This is a genomic window from Paraburkholderia humisilvae, from assembly GCF_902859855.1.
GTDB classification, from domain to species: Bacteria; Pseudomonadota; Gammaproteobacteria; order Burkholderiales; family Burkholderiaceae; genus Paraburkholderia; species Paraburkholderia humisilvae.
This window is the reverse complement of sequence record NZ_CADIKH010000022.1, coordinates 40,452-57,332: the sequence shown is the minus strand read 5'-3', so window position 1 is coordinate 57,332 and position 16,881 is coordinate 40,452. Positions and strand designations below refer to the sequence as shown.

Below are 16,881 nucleotides of genomic sequence, written 5' to 3'. Positions count from 1 at the left end.
AGCGATGCAGCGACGTCGGGATAACAGGCATCGGTATCGCGGCGCGACGCGTTTGCTTGCGCGTTGCGTCTTGCGCCTCGCAACTCGACTACTGCATCACGCCCACTCACTGCGAACTCACTGCCATGTCGACTGACTCCATCGACCGCTTCGATCAACGGCTTTGCGATCGCGCCGGCGGCGTCGGGATTGCACCGCCGCCGGCACGTTACTCCGTGTTACTGACAGGCCTCGCATTCCTCGAAGCCAGGGTCACCCGGACGCATCATGCAGACGGGACCGTCGGCTTCCGGTGCGGCCTCGACAGCAGCAACGGGAGCGGACTTGGCCGCGAGGGTCGTGGCGACAGCCGACGCCTGCACACCGCCCGACGACACACCGCCACCCACGCCACCGTTCAAACCGAACCCGCCGGCGCCGCCGCCTGCGCCACCCGCGCCGCCATCATTGCTCGGCACCGCGTTCAGCGCGCCGTGCGCGACCGTCGACTTCTCGACGTGCGTCGCCGCCATCGTGCGCAGGTAGTAAGTGGTCTTCAGGCCGCGCAGCCATGCAAGCTTGTAGACCTCGTCGAGCTTCTTGCCCGACGCGCCGCCCATATAGATATTGAGCGACTGCGCCTGGTCGATCCACTTCTGCCGGCGCGAAGCCGCCTCGACGAGCCACGTCGGATCGACTTCGAACGCAGTCGCGTAGATCGCGCGCAGGTCGGCCGGGATCCGGTCGATACGCGACGGCGAGCCGTCGAAGTACTTCAGGTCGGCGACCATCACCTCGTCCCACAGGCCGCGTGCCTTCAGGTCGCGCACGAGGTAGTCGTTCACCACCGTGAATTCGCCCGACAGGTTCGACTTCACGTACAGGTTCTGGAAGGTCGGCTCGATACAGGCGGACACGCCGATGATGTTCGAGATCGTCGCGGTCGGCGCGATCGCGATGCAGTTCGAGTTGCGCATGCCGTGTGCCGCGATACGCGCACGCAGCGAAGTCCAGTCCATCGACTCGCTCGAGTCGACCTCGACGTAGCCGCCGCGCTGCTCCGCGAGCAGCTTCAGCGTGTCTTGCGGCAGGACGCCCCGATCCCACAGCGAGCCGCGGTAGCTCGAATAGCGGCCGCGTTCCTCGGCGAGCTCGGTCGACGCCCAGTAGGCGTAGTAGCAGACCGCTTCCATCGACTGGTCGGCGAACTCGACCGCTTCCTGCGACGCGTACGGCGTGCGCAGCAGGTGCAGGCAGTCCTGGAAGCCCATGATGCCCATGCCGACCGGGCGGTGCTTCAGGTTCGAGTTACGCGCCTTGGCGACCGCGTAGTAGTTGATGTCGATCACGTTGTCGAGCATCCGCATCGCGACGCTGACCGTGCGCTTGAGCTTTTCGTGGTCGAGCGCGAGCGCACCGTCGGCCAGCTGCTTCATGTGCGCGACCAGGTTCACCGAGCCGAGGTTGCAGACGGCAATTTCGGTGTCGCTGGTGTTCAGCGTGATTTCCGTGCACAGATTCGACGAATGGACGACGCCGACGTGCTGCTGCGGGCTGCGGATGTTGCACGGATCCTTGAAGGTGATCCACGGATGGCCGGTTTCGAACAGCATGCCGAGCATCTTGCGCCACAGTTGCGCCGCCGGAAGCTTCTTGAACAGCTTCAGCTCGCCGCGCGCGACCTTGTCTTCGTAAGCTGTGTAAGCGGCTTCGAACTCGGCGCCGAACTTGTCGTGCAGGTCCGGACAGCTGGACGGCGAGAACAGCGTCCAGTCGCCGCCTTCGACGACGCGCTTCATGAACAGGTCCGGAATCCAGTTCGCGGTGTTCATGTCGTGCGTGCGGCGGCGGTCGTCGCCGGTGTTCTTGCGCAGCTCGAGGAATTCCTCGATGTCGAGGTGCCACGATTCGAGGTACGCGCACACCGCGCCCTTGCGCTTGCCGCCCTGGTTCACCGCGACGGCCGTGTCGTTGACCACCTTCAGGAACGGAACGACGCCCTGCGACTTGCCATTGGTGCCCTTGATGTGCGAACCGAGCGCGCGCACGCGCGTCCAGTCGTTGCCGAGGCCGCCGGCGAACTTCGACAGCAACGCGTTTTCCTTCAGCGCTTCGTAGATACCGTCGAGGTCGTCGTCGACTGTGGTGAGGTAGCACGACGACAGCTGCGAGCGACGCGTGCCCGAGTTGAACAGCGTCGGCGTCGAGCTCATGAAGTCGAAGCTCGACAGCACGTTATAGAACTCGATCGCACGCGCTTCGCGGTCGATTTCGTTCAGCGACAGGCCCATCGCGACACGCATAAAGAATGCCTGGGGCATCTCGATGCGGGTGCCGTCGACGTGCAGGAAGTAGCGGTCATACAGCGTTTGCAGGCCGAGGTAGCCGAACTGCAGGTCGCGGTTCGCGTCGAGCGCCGCGCCGAGACGCTTCAGATCGAACTGCAGCAGTTTGTCGTCGAGCAGTTCCGCCTGCACGCCGCGCTTGATGAAGAGCGGGAAGTACTCGGCGTAGCGCTCGTCCATTTGCGCCTGCGTGACTTCCTCTTCGAGTATCTCGCGGCGAATGGTATGCAGCAGGATGCGCGCGGTGGCCTGGCTGTACGCCGGGTCTTTTTCGATCATCGTGCGCGCCGCCAGAATGGCGGAGTCGTACACCTGGCTCATCGGCACGCCGTCGTACAGGTTCTTCACCGTCTCGGCGACGATCGGCTCCGCGCTCACCGCGTCACCGAGGTTCGCGCACGCCGATTCGATCAGCCCGCGCAGCGCGTTCATATCGAGCGGGCGCGTGACGCCGTTGTCGGTCACGTTCAGGCCCGACTCGGCCGTTTGGTCTTCCTGCGTCTGGCCACGCTCCTGGCTGCGCTTCTCGCGATACAGCACGTATGCGCGCGCAACGTTGTGCTCGCCGCCGCGCATCAGCGCGAGTTCGACCTGATCCTGAATGTCTTCGATGTGGAACGTGCCGCCGTTCGGGCGGCTGCGCACCAATGCGCGCACGACGTTTTGCGTCAGCTGCTCCACCAGTTCGCGCACGCGCGCCGACGCTGCGCCTTGACCGCCATTGACGGCCAGAAAAGCCTTCGTCGCCGCGATCGCGATCTTCGAAGGCTCGAACGACACCACGCTGCCGTTGCGACGGATCACCTTATAGTCGGCGAAAGTCGTCGGCGCGAGCGCTTGCGCGCCCTGATCCTGTCCGGCGAGCGGAAGGCCAGTGGGTGCGCCCTCGTACCGGGTCGTCACGTTGTCGGTCGTTTGCATGTGCAAAAGCTCCTGGTCTGGGGATGGTGCGGCCGTAACCGCGGATTAAAACAATCGCTGCGCCGGCGCGGACGCGAGCGAGGTACGGGTTCGATAAAAACGACGATGGGGAGTGCCGATCAGGTCGCACTGGGAGCGCTCGACGGACACGCCGGGCCCGCCCTGTTGTCGGCGGCGGGAACAGCGCAACGCGATCGCCGGTTCGGACCCACAGCAAGGAAGACGCAAACCCGGAAACCAATCCGGCGCGTGGACGCGCGTCTTCATCATGCGTGTTGCGATCACTGGCTGGTCCCTTTTTTCGAAGTTGCTGAGCTTCAATCGAAGTTGAAGTGGATGACGCGCCGCCTCTCTGTAGCCACGTAGCCGCGGACGTCACTTCAGCGTTTTTTCAATGCCGGTAATGCTTTCGGCGCCCTGCTCGTGAAGCGGGTGCCTTGCCCCGATCAACACAACATCTTGTGGAAAACTGCTTTAACGGCACCAAGTATAGTGGACTTTAGCGTTCTATCAATCGAAAAATTTAGCCCGTGCGGGTTGACATTTCGCCTTGCCGCGCCTGCGCAAGGCTCACGCACGAGCAAGCCCAGACTCGCTTTGCGGGTTTTCGTCGCAGCCGCTTACCGTGCAGTCGGGCGATGCCGATAGGGGAAATACTGATCGGGAAATGAAGTTTCGCGTTGCAGCCGCGCCCAGTCGAAATGCGGGCCCGGGTCGGTCTTGCGGCCCGGCGCAATGTCCGAGTGACCCGCGAGCGCGTCGATCGGATAGTGCGCAGCCAATGCTTGCGAGAGTGCGGCCAAGGTGAGGTATTGCGCCGGTTCGAACGCGGTCGTGTCGCTGCCTTCCAGTTCGATGCCGATCGAGAAGTCATTGCAGCGCTCGCGGCCGAAGAAGCTCGATGCGCCCGCATGCCATGCGCGCTCGTTGCAAGACACGAACTGCTCGAGCGCGCCGTCGCGAAGAATGACGAAGTGCGCGGAAACGCGTACGCCGCGCAGATGCGACGCGTAATACGGATGCGCGTCGCAGTCGAGGCGATTCAGGAACAGATCGGCGATCGCGCCGCCGCCGAACTCCCCTGGCGGCAGACTGATGTTGTGCACGACGATAAGCGTCGGCACCGCGCCCGCGGGGCGCGCTTCGAAATTCGGCGACGGGAATTGACGCGCGGCAGCGACCCAGCCGTCGGCGGCGACGATGAAGCTCGGCTTCATCGTCCTTCGCGGCCCTTTGCCTGCTCGGCACGCGCCGCGTAACGCCGCGCGTGTTCACTGCTGCAGAACGGCTGGCCGCCGAGCATCACCGAATCGCTTTTCGGTGCGTGCACGCCGCACTCGACGCAGCGAATCATCGGCTCTGGAAGTTGCCGGTTCGCACCGGCGCGTGCGGCGCCGTTCGGTCTTTGCGCGCCACCTGCGGCGCGGTTGCCCGCGCGGTTACTTGATGACTGATCGGCGCCGTGCGCACTGTTTGCACTGTTTGCGCCGTTCGCGCCCGGCTGACTGCGCGCGCCGCCACCCGGACGTGACGACGAGCGCGCAGCGGGACGTCGCAGCGTCTTGACGAGCCATTGGCCGACAACGAACAGCAGGATCAGCAGAATGATTTGCCGCATGGGAACACTCAGACGACAGGACGGTGCAGCAGCACCTGGAAGACAAAACGGCTGCCAATATACGCGAGCAGTAACGCGACGAACGCCGCGAGCACCCAGCGCAACGCGGCACGGCCTCGCCAGCCGGACACTTTGCGCGCGGTCAGCAGCGCGCCGAACATCACCCACGACAGGATCGCGAAGACAGTCTTGTGATCGAACTTCAGTGGGCGGTCGACCAATTGCTCGTTGAACAGCATGCCGGACACGAGCGTCAGCGTGAGCAGCACGAAGCCCGCACTGATCAACCGGAACAGAAGCTTCTCGAGTGTAAGCAGGGGCGGCAGCGTGTCGAGCCAGCTCGACAACCAGCCGTTGCCGGCCGCGGCATTGTGCCGCTGCGCCACGCCGTGGCGGCCGCGCATCGCATGCAGGCGCCGCTCGGCGAGCAGCATCAGCACCGCATGCAACGCCGCGATCGCGAACAGCCCGTAGGCGACGTTTGCGATCAGGAAGTGCAACTTGAAAAGCGGCGCTGCCGCGTACGACAGCACGTGCACACCCCCGAACATGAGCGGCAGCAACGACGCGACACACGCAAGCGGCAGCACCAGCAGCCGCAGACCCTCGAGCGGAAAGAACAGGCTCTCCACCCAGTAGATGCCGGCGCCAAGCCAGAACATCGCGGACAGCGCGAACGCGAAGCCGAACACCATCGCGTTCTGCGGGAAGATGGTCGTATGCAGCAGCACACCGTGCAGCACCAGCGCGACGAAAAGCAGCATGCGCACCGGCAACGTCATGCCGACTGGCGCGCGCGACCGCGTGCGCGGCACCGCGCTTTCCATGGACGAAGGCGGCATGCCCATCGCGGAAGGATTCAGATTGCCGCCCGCAGCCAGCGAAGGCGCGCCCTCGAGCATCGGCTCGAGCGCCGCCTGCCGATGCGAACGCCAGCCTGCGACGGCAAGTCCGCCGTACAGGAGTGCGGTGAGGGCATACAGTACAATATCCATGTTCGAAGTTTACACTAGGGGCCCTTGGCCGCGACGCTCAGGCCACGCGCGCACGCGCAACGCGTGCAGGCGCGCACGCAGCATCCGTCGCGCGCGAAGAGGGCCGCACTACCCATCGCTCCCATGCTCGACAATCTCACACAACGGATGGCGCGCGTCGTCAAGACGCTGCGCGGCGAAGCCCGGCTCACCGAAGCCAATACGCAGGAGATGCTACGCGAAGTTCGGCTTGCGCTCCTCGAAGCAGACGTCGCGTTGCCGGTCGTGCGCGACTTCATCGCGAAAGTAAAGGAGAAGGCGCTCGGCGAAGACGTGATCGCCAGTCTGTCGCCGGGTCAGGCGCTGGTCGGCGTCGTGCAGCGCGAGCTGACCGCGGTGATCGGCGGCGACTACGAAGGCAAGGCCGTCGAGCTGAATCTCGCGGTCACGCCGCCGGCGATCATCCTGATGGCCGGTCTGCAAGGCGCCGGTAAAACCACCACGGTCGGCAAGCTCGCGAAACTGTTGCGCGAGAAGTACAAGAAGAAGGTGCTCACCGTCTCGTGCGACGTGTACCGCCCAGCGGCGATTACGCAGTTGAAGACGGTGACCGAGCAGGTCGACGCCGATTTCTTCCCGTCGCAGCCGGATCAGAAACCGGTCGACATCGCGCGCGCCGCGGTCGACTGGGCAAAACGCCATTATCACGACGTGCTGCTCGTCGACACGGCAGGCCGCCTCGGCATCGACGAAGCGATGATGCAGGAAATCTCCGCGCTGCATCGCGAGCTGAACCCGTCCGAAACGCTCTTCGTCGTCGACGCGATGCTCGGCCAGGACGCGGTCAACACTGCGAAGGCATTCAACGACGCGCTGCCGCTGACCGGTGTCGTGCTAACCAAGCTCGACGGCGACTCGCGCGGCGGCGCCGCGCTGTCGGTGCGTCACATCACCGGCAAGCCGATCAAGTTTGTCGGCGTCGCGGAGAAGCTCGACGGCCTCGAAATCTTCTACCCGGACCGGATGGCGAACCGGATCCTCGGGATGGGCGATATTCTCGCGCTCGTCGAAGAGGCGCAGCGCGGCGTCGATGTACAGGCCGCGCAGAAGCTCGCGGACAAGGTCAAGAAAGGCGGCGACTTCGACCTGAACGATTTCCGCGCGCAACTTTCGCAGATGAAGAACATGGGCGGCTTGTCGTCGCTGATGGACAAGCTGCCCGCGCAATTCCAGCAGGCCGCGGCGGGCGCCGATATGAGCCAGGCCGAAAAACAGATGCGCCGGATGGAGGGCATCATCAACTCGATGACGCCGCAGGAGCGCGCGAAGCCCGAGCTGATCAAGGCAACCCGCAAACGCCGCATCGCGGCGGGCGCCGGCGTGCAAGTGCAGGAAGTGAACCGGATGCTCAATCAATACGAGCAGATGCGCACCATGATGAAGAAGCTGAAGGGCGGCAACCTGCAGAAGATGATGCGCGGCATGAAAGGCATGCTGCCCGGGATGCGTTGAGTTCGCTGCGTAGAACGTTGCTGCATCGAACGTCCGATTGCTGCCGGTTTATGCCGGGTTTATTCTGTAGCGCGCGGCACCGTTGTCTCCCACACTAATATGTATACAGTTACCGCTCGCCGAACGTCATGAACCGCGAAGAAGCCCTCCAGATTTTCAGCCAGTCCGAAGAGATCGTCTCGGCCGCCGACGTGGACGCGTCAATCGCGCGGATGGCCGGCGCGATTCGCGCGGAGATGAGCGACGTGTTTCCGCTCGTGCTGTCGGTAATGGGCGGCGCCGCCGTGTTCACCGGCATGCTGCTGCCGCACCTCGACTTCCCGCTCGAGTTCGATTACATCCACCTCACCCGTTACCGCAACACGACCCAGGGCAGTCACGATATGCAGTGGCGCGTCGCGCCGGCTGAATCGGTGAAGGACCGCGTCGTACTCGTGCTCGACGACATTCTCGACGAAGGCGAGACGATGGCGGCCATCCGCGACCGCATTCTCGCGATGGGCGCGAAGCGCTTTATGAGCGCGGTGCTGTGCGAGAAGATCATCGCGAAGTCGAAGCCGCTGCGCCCTGACTTCTGCGGCTTCGAAGTGCCGGACCGCTATGTGTTCGGCTGTGGGATGGACGCAAAAGGCTATTGGCGCAACCTGCCGACGATCCGCGCGCTGACCGCGAACGCGTGAACGGTTTTGGCGCACTGGGGTAGATGACGTTATCGGCTGGCGTGCGGCGCTGCCGCACGCCAGCGCCGCATCAGAGCTGATGCACGAACGCGCGGATCCCACCGAGAATCATTTCGACCGAAATCGCGACCAGCACGAGACCCATCAGCCGCTCGAACGCGGTGACCGTGCGCTCGCCCAGCCACTGCTGAATCCGCTCCGATAGCACCAACACGATTGCACACACCACCATCGTCACGGTCAGCGCGCCGATCCATTCGAGCGTCTTGCCGGGCGCCTGCGACGTCAGCAGCATCACCGTGGCGAGCGCCGACGGACCGGCCAGCGCGGGAATCGCGAGCGGCACGATCAGCGGCTCACCGCCGCGCGTCACACCGGTCAAGCCGTCCGGATGCGGGAAGATCATCCGCAGCGCGATCAGAAACAGCACGATGCCGCCGCCGATGCGCAAGGACAGATCGGTAAGATGCATCATCCGCAGAAAACGGTCGCCGGCCATCATGAAGGCCAGCAGAATCACAAACGCGATCGCGACCTCACGCAGAATCACCCACGCCCGGCGATGCGGCGTCACCCCTCTCAGGCAACTGACGAAGAGGGGGATATTGCCGAGCGGATCGGTGATCAGGATCAGCAGCACCGTCGCGGACAGGAAGTTGTACTCCACCGTCCGCTCCGGTTAGTGCGCGAGCGCTGCCTTGATTTTGTCGATGACCGTCTGCGCAGCCGCTGCAACGGGCAGCAAAGTCGCCTCGGTGTCGCGCCGGCCCTGGTACTCGATCTTGCCGTCCTTCAGGCCGCGTTCGCCGATCACGAGCCGGTGCGGCACGCCGATCAGCTCCCAGTCGGCAAACATCACGCCGGGGCGCTCGCCGCGATCGTCGAGAATCACGTCGATGCCGGCCGCCATCAGTTCGTCGTGCAGCTTGTCGGCCCGTTCGCGCACCGCGTCGCTGCGGTCATAACCCATCGGGCAAAGCACCACCTCGAACGGCGCGATCGCTTCCGGCCAGATGATGCCCTTGTCGTCGAAGTTCTGTTCGATCGCCGCGCCGAGAATGCGTGTGACGCCGATACCGTAGCAGCCCATCACCATCGGCTGCGGCTTGCCGGTCTCATCCAGATACGTCGCGTTCATCGCCACCGAATAACGGGTGCCGAGCTGGAACACATGGCCGACCTCGATGCCGCGGCAGAGCTCGAGCACCCCTTTGCCGTCCGGCGACGGATCGCCCTTGACCACGTTGCGGATATCCGCGACCGCCGGTTCCGGCAAGTCGCGTCCCCAGTTCACACCGGTCGTGTGATAGTCGACCTCGTTCGAGCCGACCACGAAGTCGCTCATGTTCGCGACCGTGCTGTCGGCGATCACCTTTACCGGCTTCTTCGTGTTGAGCGGTCCGAGGTAGCCGGGCGGCGTGCCGAACCATGCAACGATTTCCGCTTCGGTGGCGAAGCGGAAATCGGCGAGGCCCGGCTGCTTGGCTGTCTTGATCTCGTTCAGTTCGTGGTCGCCGCGCAGCAGCAATAGCCAGAGGGTCGGCTCGGCACCTTCGTTGTCGGTGGCGAGGACAATCGACTTGATCGTGCGCTCGAGCGGAATGTTCAGATACTCGGCAACCTGTTCGCACTTCGCCTTGCCGGGCGTCGCAGTCTTCGTGAGCGGTTCGGTGGGCGCTGCGCGCTGTGAGACTAGCGGCAGCGCATCGGCGGCTTCGACGTTCGCCGCGTAGTCCGAGGTCGGGCAGTACGCGATCGCATCCTCACCGGTATCGGCGATCACGTGGAATTCGTGCGAGCCGCTGCCGCCGATCGAACCGTTATCGGCCGCCACCGCGCGGAACTCGAGACCGAGGCGCGTGAAAATCCGCACGTACGCGTCGTACATCTTGCGATACGTCTCCTTCAGACCTTCTGTGTCCTTGTCGAACGAGTACGCGTCTTTCATGATGAACTCGCGTCCACGCATCACGCCGAAGCGCGGACGGATCTCATCGCGAAACTTGGTCTGAACCTGGTAGAAGTTCACCGGCATCTGCCGGTAGCTTTTGATCTGGTTGCGCGCGATATCGGTGACCACTTCCTCATGCGTCGGTCCCAGCACGAAATCGCTCTGTTTACGATCCTTGAAGCGCAGCAGTTCCGGGCCGTACTTCACCCAGCGCCCCGACTCCTGCCAGAGTTCGGCCGGCTGCACCGAAGGCATCAGCAGCTCGATCGCACCCGCCCGATTCATCTCCTCGCGCACGATCGCTTCCACCTTGCGGATCGAACGCAGCCCGACCGGCAGATAGTTATAGATACCGCCGGCCACGCGCCGGATCATGCCGGCGCGCACCATAAGCTTGTGACTGACAATTTCGGCGTCGGCAGGCGCTTCCTTCAGCGTGCCGATAAAGAAACGTGAGGCTTTCATTCAGAGTTTTCCAAAAGCGGCGGAACCGGGCGGGCCCAACCAAAGAGATGAAACGGTAGCATTTGCGGACCCGTTCGCCAAATCCGCGTCAGATCCGTGCGAAAAGCACGTCAGACGAGCATGAAATGTGCGTGAACCCGCGATGACGGTGTTCGACGCCACCCCGGTCTTGACCGTTCCGGCACGGCGTGATCCAGCCATTGCCCGAGGTGCGATCGGTGCGCAATCCGGGTGTGATCCCGCTGCAATCAGGATGCAATCCAGGTATAAGCCAGATGCAGTCCGGGGTGCGTCTGGACCATTATCTGTTTATAATCAAAGCAATTTTAAAGGATTCGAAGGTGGTTGTATGCTGGATCGTGAAGGCTTTCGCCCGAACGTCGGCATCATCCTCTTGAACGCGCACAACGAGGTGTTTTGGGGTAAGCGGCTCCGTGAACATTCCTGGCAGTTTCCGCAAGGGGGCATCAAGTATGGTGAGACCCCTGTGCAAGCGATGTATCGGGAGTTACACGAAGAAACCGGGCTGCTTCCCGAGCACGTGAAGGTTGTCGGTCGCACACGCGACTGGTTGCGTTACGAGGTGCCGGACAAGTTCATCAAGCGTGAAGTACGCGGGCATTACCGTGGCCAGAAACAGATCTGGTTCCTGCTTCGTATGGTGGGGCGGGATTGCGACATCTGTTTGCGCGCCACCGATCACCCCGAGTTCGATGCGTGGCGCTGGAATGAGTATTGGGTGCCGCTCGACTGTGTGATCGAGTTCAAGCGGGATGTGTATCAGATGGCGTTGACGGAGCTCTCCCGCTTCCTGCGGCGGGCTGCGCCGCGACCGGAAAAACCGGGTGGGCATCACGGGCAGCGTTATCCGCGGATGGCGTCGTCGGTGAATGTGCCGCCGGGGGCGGGCGACATGGCGGCCGCTTCCGCGCCATCGCTCAGCCAGGTGTCGACCGCGGTGGTGGCAACATCCGTGGAAACATCGCTGCGAGCGTCGCTTGAGTCGGACTGCGCCGAAGCCGAAAGCGTCATCGTTCGCGCGCCGGGTTTGCACGACTAAGCGACGCAGGTCTGATATCGTACGGCGCATCGCGTCTGCCGGTGCGGCAACTCTGCCGCCGCGCCGGCGTTTCGGGGAAATCATTTGAAAGCGTTTGCAATCGCCGTGGCTTGCGTCGCCACGGGCGCCCTGCTGGCCGGCTGCTCCAGCACTAAACAACCGGCCTCGCAAAAGGACTCGGACTTCCATTACCTGCTCGACATGCCGTCCAACTGGACCGAGAACAAGGTCGACAAGCTACCGCCGCTGCCCAATCCGAGCGACCTGCTGAAGTTCGAAGTCTCGCAAAACACGCCACTGAGTTTCTTTGTGGATGCGAAGTCGATATCGGTAGGATCGGACGGCGTCGTGCGATATACGGTCGTGGTGACGAGCCCAAGCGGTGCGCGCAACGTCAATTACGAAGGTATTCGCTGCGACAATTACACGTGGCGCCTGTATGCAGGTCTCAATGACGATCACGACGGCTGGGACCGTACCGTCGAAAACGACTGGTCACGCATCGAGAACGGCGATCTGAACGCGTACCGCGCTTCGTTGTATCAGGACTTCTTTTGTACGAACCGACTGCCAATGGGCTCGGCACAGACGATCGTCAACAATATCCGCTACAACCGCGTGCAGGGCGAGCTGACCCGTTGATCATCCACTGATGCTATGCGCCGCCTCGGCAGGAAACGGGCGGCGCGTGCGCATGAGGCCGGCTAGACCAGCACGAGATTGTCGCGGTGAATCAGTTCAGGCTCGAGCATGTAGCCGAGCACCGATTCGATCTCTCCGCTCGGGCGGCGTTGAATCAGCCGGGCCTCGGAACTGCTGTAATTCGTCAGACCGCGCGCGACCTCACGCCCGGACGGGCTCACGCACGCAATCACCTCACCCCGCGCAAACGCGCCTTGCACATCGACGACCCCGATGGGCAGCAGGCTCTTGCCACCCTCGGTGAGCTTTTCCACCGCGCCGTCGTCGATCACGACGTGGCCTCGCACCTGCAGGTGGTCAGCCATCCATTGTTTGCGCGCGGCCATGCGCGCGGTGCGCGCAATCAGTTGAGTGCCGATCGCTTCGCCCGACGCGAGCCGCGCAAGCACGTCCGCCTCGCGACCGCTGGCGATGACCGTGTCGGCGCCGCTATGCGCGGCGCGCTTCGCGGCGAGAATTTTGGTCAGCATGCCGCCCCGGCCGATACTCGAGCCGGCGCCGCCCGCCATCGCCTCCAGTTCGGGGGCGCCGGCATCGGCCTGCTGCACGAGCGTGGCTGACGGATCCTTGCGCGGGTCCGCGGTGTAAAGCCCTTGCTGGTCGGTGAGAATGATCAACGCATCGCCTTCGATCAGATTCGCAACCAGCGCACCCAGCGTATCGTTATCGCCGAACTTGATTTCGTCGGTGACGACCGTGTCGTTCTCGTTGATGATCGGCACCACGCCAAGGCGCAACAGCGTCAACAGCGTCGAGCGTGCGTTGAGGTAACGCTCGCGGTCCGCGAGATCCGCGTGCGTGAGCAGAATCTGCGCAGTTCGAATCGAGTGCTCGGCGAACCGGCTTTCGTAGACCTGCGCAAGCCCCATTTGCCCGACCGCGGCCGCGGCCTGCAGCTCATCGATTTCACGCGGCCGTTTCGTCCAGCCTAAGCGCTGCATGCCCTCGGCGATCGCTCCGGAGCTCACCAGCACTACCTCCTTGCCTTGCTCGCGCAACGCGGCGATCTGCGCAGCCCAACGGCCGATTGCCGCATGATCGAGACCGCGTCCGTCGTTCGTGACGAGGCTCGATCCGACTTTCACGACCAGCCGGCGGGAATCTGCGATGACGGAACGCATTGTGCGCGATCTCCAACAAGGTTTGGGGGGGGGGTCGTCAGTCGGGCCGCGCGGCACCGGCGCTTACCTTGCGCCGGCAATCGCATTGCCTTATTGCCGGTCAGTCATTGGGCGGCGTAGACGAGGCGGCCGCAGTGCCGCCTTCGTCCTCCGGACGGAAACGCACATCGGCCGCCTGATCTTCCGCCTCGGCGGCGCGATGCGCATCCGAGTGCTCGGCGAGGTAGTCGTACACCGCGTAACAAAGGCTCTCGCACCCTTGGCCCGTCAACGCGGAAATCTGGAATACCGGGCCGTCCCATTCGAATCCCTTCTGGAACGCGGCGACGCGCACTTCACGCTCGTCTTCGGGGATCATGTCGAGCTTGTTCAACACGAGCCAGCGAGGCTTCGCGTGAAGCAACGCGTCGTACTTGCGCAGTTCGTTAACGATCGCTTTCGCTTCAGCGACCGGATCGACCGCTTCATCAAACGGTGCGAGATCGACGATATGCAACAGCAGGCCGGTGCGTTGCAAGTGCCGCAGGAATTGGTGGCCGAGGCCCGCGCCTTCCGCCGCGCCTTCGATCAACCCGGGAATGTCGGCAATCACGAAGCTGCGGCTGGGGCCGACGCGCACAACTCCAAGATTTGGCGCGAGCGTGGTGAACGGATAGTCGGCGATCTTCGGTCGTGCATTCGATACCGATGCAATGAAGGTCGACTTGCCCGCATTCGGCATACCGAGCAGCCCGACATCCGCGAGCACTTTCAATTCGAGACGCACCATCCGGCGCTCACCGGGTTTGCCGTCCGTCTTTTGCCGCGGCGCACGGTTCGTACTCGACTTGAAATGCAGGTTGCCGAGACCGCCCGCGCCGCCCTTCGCGACCTGCACGACCTGATTGTGCTCGGTCAGATCGGCGATCAGTTCGCCGGTGTCGAGATCGGTAATCACAGTGCCGACCGGCATGCGCAGCGTAATGTCGTCGCCGCCCTTGCCGTAGCAGTCCGAGCCGCGCCCGTTCTCGCCGTTGCGCGCCTGATGCTTTTTCGAATAGCGGTAGTCGATCAGCGTATTGATGTTACGGTCCGCGATTGCATACACGCTGCCGCCACGCCCGCCGTCGCCGCCGTCCGGGCCACCGAACGGGACGAACTTCTCGCGGCGCATCGACGCGCTGCCATCTCCTCCGTCGCCGGCGATGACTTCGATCCTCGCTTCGTCAATGAACTTCATGCGTTACTCCGTCCCGTTGATGCCACTCGATACTGACTGACTCAACCGCGCTGCCGCTATTTTGCCGCGCGCGGCGTGAATTCAACAATCGGCCGAATGGCCAGTCGCGGCCGCTCGACGCTGCGTGCGAGCCACATGAAAGAAAAACCAATAAAAAAGGCCCCGCTAACTTCGCGGGGCCTTTTCCGGTGCTGAAGCCCGAACCTGATTAGCTTGGTAAATAAGCTCAGGCTGCTGCCCGGACAACGTTGACCGTATGCTTCCTGTCGGCGCCTTTCGTCGTGAACTTGACGTGCCCGTCGACCAGCGCGAACAGCGTGTGATCCTTGCCGATGCCGACATTCTCGCCCGGGTGCAGCCGCGTGCCGCGCTGACGGACGATGATGCCGCCGGCGAGAATCGCCTGGCCGCCGTAAACCTTCACACCGAGGCGTTTCGACTCGGAGTCGCGGCCGTTCCGGGACGAGCCGCCTGCCTTTTTGTGTGCCATCTGATAGCTCCTTGCCTGATGCGCTTACGCGTTGATCGCGTCGATACGCAGTTCGGTGTAGTTCTGGCGGTGGCCGCCGTGCTTCTGGTAGTGCTTCCGGCGACGCATCTTGAAGATGGTCACTTTGGCGTGACGACCGTGCGACACAACGGTAGCCTTGACGGAAGCCCCACTGACCAGCGGCGTACCGAATTTAATCGATTCGCCTTCGCCCACTGCGAGAACCTGGTCGAGCGTGATTTCAGCGTCAATGTCTGCCGGTATCTGTTCTACTTTAAGTTTTTCGCCGACAGCAACCTTGTACTGCTTGCCGCCGGTTTTTATGACCGCGTACATTGAAAACCTCACTCTGAATTCGTGATTCGCTTTTCCCGACGCACCACGCGCGGAAACCCGTGATTATACATAGAGTTAGCTGTTCGGTCAAAGTCCATCTTCGTCCAGCCGCGCCGCGCCCGTAGGGATGCTCGCGAGATTCCCCGTGTGGCCCCGTTTCGACGCCCGCAGCCTAGGCCAAATGGCCAGAAAAGCCGCGCATGCCAACCCGGCGCCGCGGAAATTACGCGATTCGCCTTATAATCCGCGGCATTACCCGAAATCTCCACCATGCCGTCGACCGCCACTCCCGCCCCCAACGCCGCCAGCCTGCTCGCACCGATCGCCGAAGACATGCAGCTGGTCAATCGTGTCATCCGGCACCGTCTGGCGTCCGAGGTGATGCTGATCAACCAGATTTCCGAGTACATCATCAGTGCGGGCGGCAAGCGCCTGCGTCCCGCGCTGCTGCTGCTGGTGGCGGGCGCGCTGGGCGATACGACCGGTCAGCGTCACGAACTGGCCGCGGTGATCGAGTTCATCCATACGGCCACGCTGCTGCACGACGACGTCGTCGACGAATCCGACTTGCGACGCGGCCGGCAAACCGCGAATGCACTTTTTGGCAACGCGGCGAGCGTGCTGGTCGGCGACTTTCTCTACTCGCGCTCGTTCCAGATGATGGTCGGGGCCGGCAAGATGCGCGTGATGGAAATCCTGTCGGAAGCGACCAACATCATTTCCGAAGGCGAAGTGCTGCAGTTGCTGAACATGCACGACGCGGATGTCGACGAAGCGCGCTACATGCGGGTGATCCGCTACAAGACGGCGAAGCTGTTCGAGGCCGCCGCGCAGCTGGGCGCCGTGCTGTCCGATGCGGATGAAGCGACCGAGGAGGCGGCGGCCGAGTTCGGCCGGCGCATCGGCACGGCGTTCCAGATCATGGACGACTGGCTCGACTACACCGGTACCGCGGAATCGATGGGCAAAAACGCCGGCGATGATCTGCGCGAAGGCAAGCCGACGCTGCCACTGATTTACCTGATCGAACGCGGCACGCCGGAGCAGGCCGCGCTCGCGCGCGAGGCGATCGTGCAGGGTGGCACGGACCGTTTCGAAACGATTTTCGACGCGATTACGCGCTCGGGCGCACTCGATCACACACTGCATTGCGCAAGGCAGGAAGCGGAGGCCGCCGCAGCCGCGATTTCTTCGTTTCCCGATTCCCATTACAAGGAAAGCCTGCTAGAATTATGTTCTTACTCGACGACGAGGCAGTCTTAAACGAGACTCAGCCGACCGTTTAGTCCAGTTAGAGTCCAGCAGTACAATGAGGACAAATCGGGGTGTAGCTTAGCCTGGTAGAGCGCTACGTTCGGGACGTAGAGGCCGGAGGTTCGAATCCTCTCACCCCGACCAGACTTCTTAAAAAACCGCGCAACGTAGCGCGGTTTTTTTTCGTCTGTCCTTCTCGTTCGAGTTTGCGTCCCGCTTTCATTCGCCCCGCCGGCGGGCTCTGCCTTCCGGCC

At 63.1% G+C, this 16,881-nt stretch carries 15 protein-coding genes and 1 tRNA gene; 6 read left to right on the top strand and 10 right to left on the bottom strand.

Going from position 1 to position 16,881, the window contains the following annotated elements:
* Window positions 1–218: 218 nt before the first annotated feature.
* The 4 genes from HV796_RS22775 to HV796_RS22760 all read right to left on the bottom strand — a co-directional run bounded on the left by HV796_RS22775 (window position 219) and on the right by HV796_RS22760 (window position 5,858).
* Window positions 219–3,245 carry a ribonucleoside-diphosphate reductase subunit alpha gene (locus HV796_RS22775; RefSeq protein WP_175228767.1) on the bottom strand — a complete coding sequence of 1,009 codons (3,027 nt, stop codon included), beginning with the start codon at window positions 3,243–3,245 and terminating at the stop codon, window positions 219–221.
* A 620-nt stretch (window positions 3,246–3,865) separates the two neighbouring features.
* Window positions 3,866–4,462, bottom strand: a complete 597-nt coding sequence (ampD, locus tag HV796_RS22770) for a 1,6-anhydro-N-acetylmuramyl-L-alanine amidase AmpD (RefSeq protein ID WP_175228766.1) — start codon at window positions 4,460–4,462, stop codon at window positions 3,866–3,868.
* Window positions 4,459–4,863, bottom strand: a complete 405-nt coding sequence (locus HV796_RS22765; protein ID WP_175228765.1) for a PP0621 family protein — start codon at window positions 4,861–4,863, stop codon at window positions 4,459–4,461. The genes ampD and HV796_RS22765 overlap by 4 nt, the downstream gene beginning before the upstream one ends.
* Window positions 4,864–4,871: 8 nt before the next feature.
* Window positions 4,872–5,858: a cytochrome C assembly family protein gene (locus HV796_RS22760; RefSeq protein WP_175228764.1), complete on the bottom strand. Its 987-nt coding sequence runs from the start codon at window positions 5,856–5,858 to the stop codon at window positions 4,872–4,874.
* Between the two features lie 123 nt (window positions 5,859–5,981).
* Between HV796_RS22760 and ffh the strand changes: the two genes are divergently transcribed.
* A complete protein-coding gene (gene ffh, locus HV796_RS22755; RefSeq protein WP_175228822.1) occupies window positions 5,982–7,349 on the top strand; it encodes a signal recognition particle protein in 1,368 nt (455 codons plus the stop codon).
* 128 nt (window positions 7,350–7,477) lie between these two features.
* Window positions 7,478–8,029 (top strand): hypoxanthine-guanine phosphoribosyltransferase, encoded by a 552-nt coding sequence (locus tag HV796_RS22750; protein ID WP_175228763.1) that lies wholly within the window; start codon window positions 7,478–7,480, stop codon window positions 8,027–8,029.
* 70 nt (window positions 8,030–8,099) lie between these two features.
* Here the strand turns inward: HV796_RS22750 and HV796_RS22745 are convergent, their stop codons facing one another.
* Both HV796_RS22745 and HV796_RS22740 read right to left on the bottom strand, forming a co-directional pair.
* Window positions 8,100–8,696: a MarC family protein gene (locus HV796_RS22745; RefSeq protein ID WP_175228762.1), complete on the bottom strand. Its 597-nt coding sequence runs from the start codon at window positions 8,694–8,696 to the stop codon at window positions 8,100–8,102.
* A gap of 12 nt (window positions 8,697–8,708) precedes the next feature.
* Window positions 8,709–10,445, bottom strand: a complete 1,737-nt coding sequence (locus HV796_RS22740) for a proline--tRNA ligase (protein WP_175228761.1) — start codon at window positions 10,443–10,445, stop codon at window positions 8,709–8,711.
* 349 nt (window positions 10,446–10,794) lie between these two features.
* On the opposite strand from HV796_RS22740, the gene HV796_RS22735 reads away from it, so the two are divergent.
* Together HV796_RS22735 and HV796_RS22730 are read left to right on the top strand one after the other, a co-directional pair.
* Complete coding sequence (locus HV796_RS22735) at window positions 10,795–11,505, top strand: RNA pyrophosphohydrolase (RefSeq protein ID WP_175228821.1); 711 nt, start codon at window positions 10,795–10,797, stop codon at window positions 11,503–11,505.
* A gap of 84 nt (window positions 11,506–11,589) precedes the next feature.
* Window positions 11,590–12,147 carry a CNP1-like family protein gene (locus HV796_RS22730; protein WP_175228760.1) on the top strand — a complete coding sequence of 186 codons (558 nt, stop codon included), beginning with the start codon at window positions 11,590–11,592 and terminating at the stop codon, window positions 12,145–12,147.
* 62 nt (window positions 12,148–12,209) lie between these two features.
* On the opposite strand, the gene proB is transcribed toward HV796_RS22730, so the two are convergent.
* The 4 genes from proB to rplU all read right to left on the bottom strand — a co-directional run bounded on the left by proB (window position 12,210) and on the right by rplU (window position 15,373).
* Window positions 12,210–13,328 carry a glutamate 5-kinase gene (gene proB, locus HV796_RS22725; protein WP_175228759.1) on the bottom strand — a complete coding sequence of 373 codons (1,119 nt, stop codon included), beginning with the start codon at window positions 13,326–13,328 and terminating at the stop codon, window positions 12,210–12,212.
* Window positions 13,329–13,428: 100 nt separating this feature from the next.
* Window positions 13,429–14,547: an Obg family GTPase CgtA gene (gene cgtA, locus HV796_RS22720; protein WP_175228758.1), complete on the bottom strand. Its 1,119-nt coding sequence runs from the start codon at window positions 14,545–14,547 to the stop codon at window positions 13,429–13,431.
* Between the two features lie 226 nt (window positions 14,548–14,773).
* Window positions 14,774–15,037: a 50S ribosomal protein L27 gene (gene rpmA, locus HV796_RS22715; RefSeq protein ID WP_175228757.1), complete on the bottom strand. Its 264-nt coding sequence runs from the start codon at window positions 15,035–15,037 to the stop codon at window positions 14,774–14,776.
* 24 nt (window positions 15,038–15,061) lie between these two features.
* The gene (gene rplU / locus HV796_RS22710; protein ID WP_006025184.1) at window positions 15,062–15,373 is read right to left on the bottom strand and encodes a 50S ribosomal protein L21; all 312 of its coding nucleotides are present in this window, start codon (window positions 15,371–15,373) and stop codon (window positions 15,062–15,064) included.
* 270 nt (window positions 15,374–15,643) lie between these two features.
* On the opposite strand from rplU, the gene HV796_RS22705 reads away from it, so the two are divergent.
* Together HV796_RS22705 and HV796_RS22700 are read left to right on the top strand one after the other, a co-directional pair.
* Window positions 15,644–16,636 (top strand): polyprenyl synthetase family protein, encoded by a 993-nt coding sequence (locus HV796_RS22705; RefSeq protein ID WP_175228756.1) that lies wholly within the window; start codon window positions 15,644–15,646, stop codon window positions 16,634–16,636.
* A gap of 58 nt (window positions 16,637–16,694) precedes the next feature.
* Window positions 16,695–16,771, top strand: a tRNA-Pro gene (locus tag HV796_RS22700).
* The last annotated feature ends 110 nt before the right edge of the window (window positions 16,772–16,881 follow it).

Excerpts from the sequence above, each read along its gene's own strand:
- HV796_RS22735 (WP_175228821.1), top strand. The coding sequence starts at position 10,795 with ATGCTGGATCGTGAAGGCTTTCGCCCGAACGTCGGCATCATCCTCTTG.
- HV796_RS22740 (WP_175228761.1), bottom strand. The coding sequence starts at position 10,445 with ATGAAAGCCTCACGTTTCTTTATCGGCACGCTGAAGGAAGCGCCTGCC.
- rpmA (WP_175228757.1), bottom strand. The coding sequence starts at position 15,037 with ATGGCACACAAAAAGGCAGGCGGCTCGTCCCGGAACGGCCGCGACTCC.
- HV796_RS22760 (WP_175228764.1), bottom strand. The coding sequence starts at position 5,858 with ATGGATATTGTACTGTATGCCCTCACCGCACTCCTGTACGGCGGACTT.
- HV796_RS22705 (WP_175228756.1), top strand. The coding sequence starts at position 15,644 with ATGCCGTCGACCGCCACTCCCGCCCCCAACGCCGCCAGCCTGCTCGCA.
- proB (WP_175228759.1), bottom strand. The coding sequence starts at position 13,328 with ATGCGTTCCGTCATCGCAGATTCCCGCCGGCTGGTCGTGAAAGTCGGA.
- cgtA (WP_175228758.1), bottom strand. The coding sequence starts at position 14,547 with ATGAAGTTCATTGACGAAGCGAGGATCGAAGTCATCGCCGGCGACGGA.
- HV796_RS22775 (WP_175228767.1), bottom strand. The coding sequence starts at position 3,245 with ATGCAAACGACCGACAACGTGACGACCCGGTACGAGGGCGCACCCACT.
- HV796_RS22765 (WP_175228765.1), bottom strand. The coding sequence starts at position 4,863 with ATGCGGCAAATCATTCTGCTGATCCTGCTGTTCGTTGTCGGCCAATGG.
- ffh (WP_175228822.1), top strand. The coding sequence starts at position 5,982 with ATGCTCGACAATCTCACACAACGGATGGCGCGCGTCGTCAAGACGCTG.
- ampD (WP_175228766.1), bottom strand. The coding sequence starts at position 4,462 with ATGAAGCCGAGCTTCATCGTCGCCGCCGACGGCTGGGTCGCTGCCGCG.
- rplU (WP_006025184.1), bottom strand. The coding sequence starts at position 15,373 with ATGTACGCGGTCATAAAAACCGGCGGCAAGCAGTACAAGGTTGCTGTC.
- HV796_RS22750 (WP_175228763.1), top strand. The coding sequence starts at position 7,478 with ATGAACCGCGAAGAAGCCCTCCAGATTTTCAGCCAGTCCGAAGAGATC.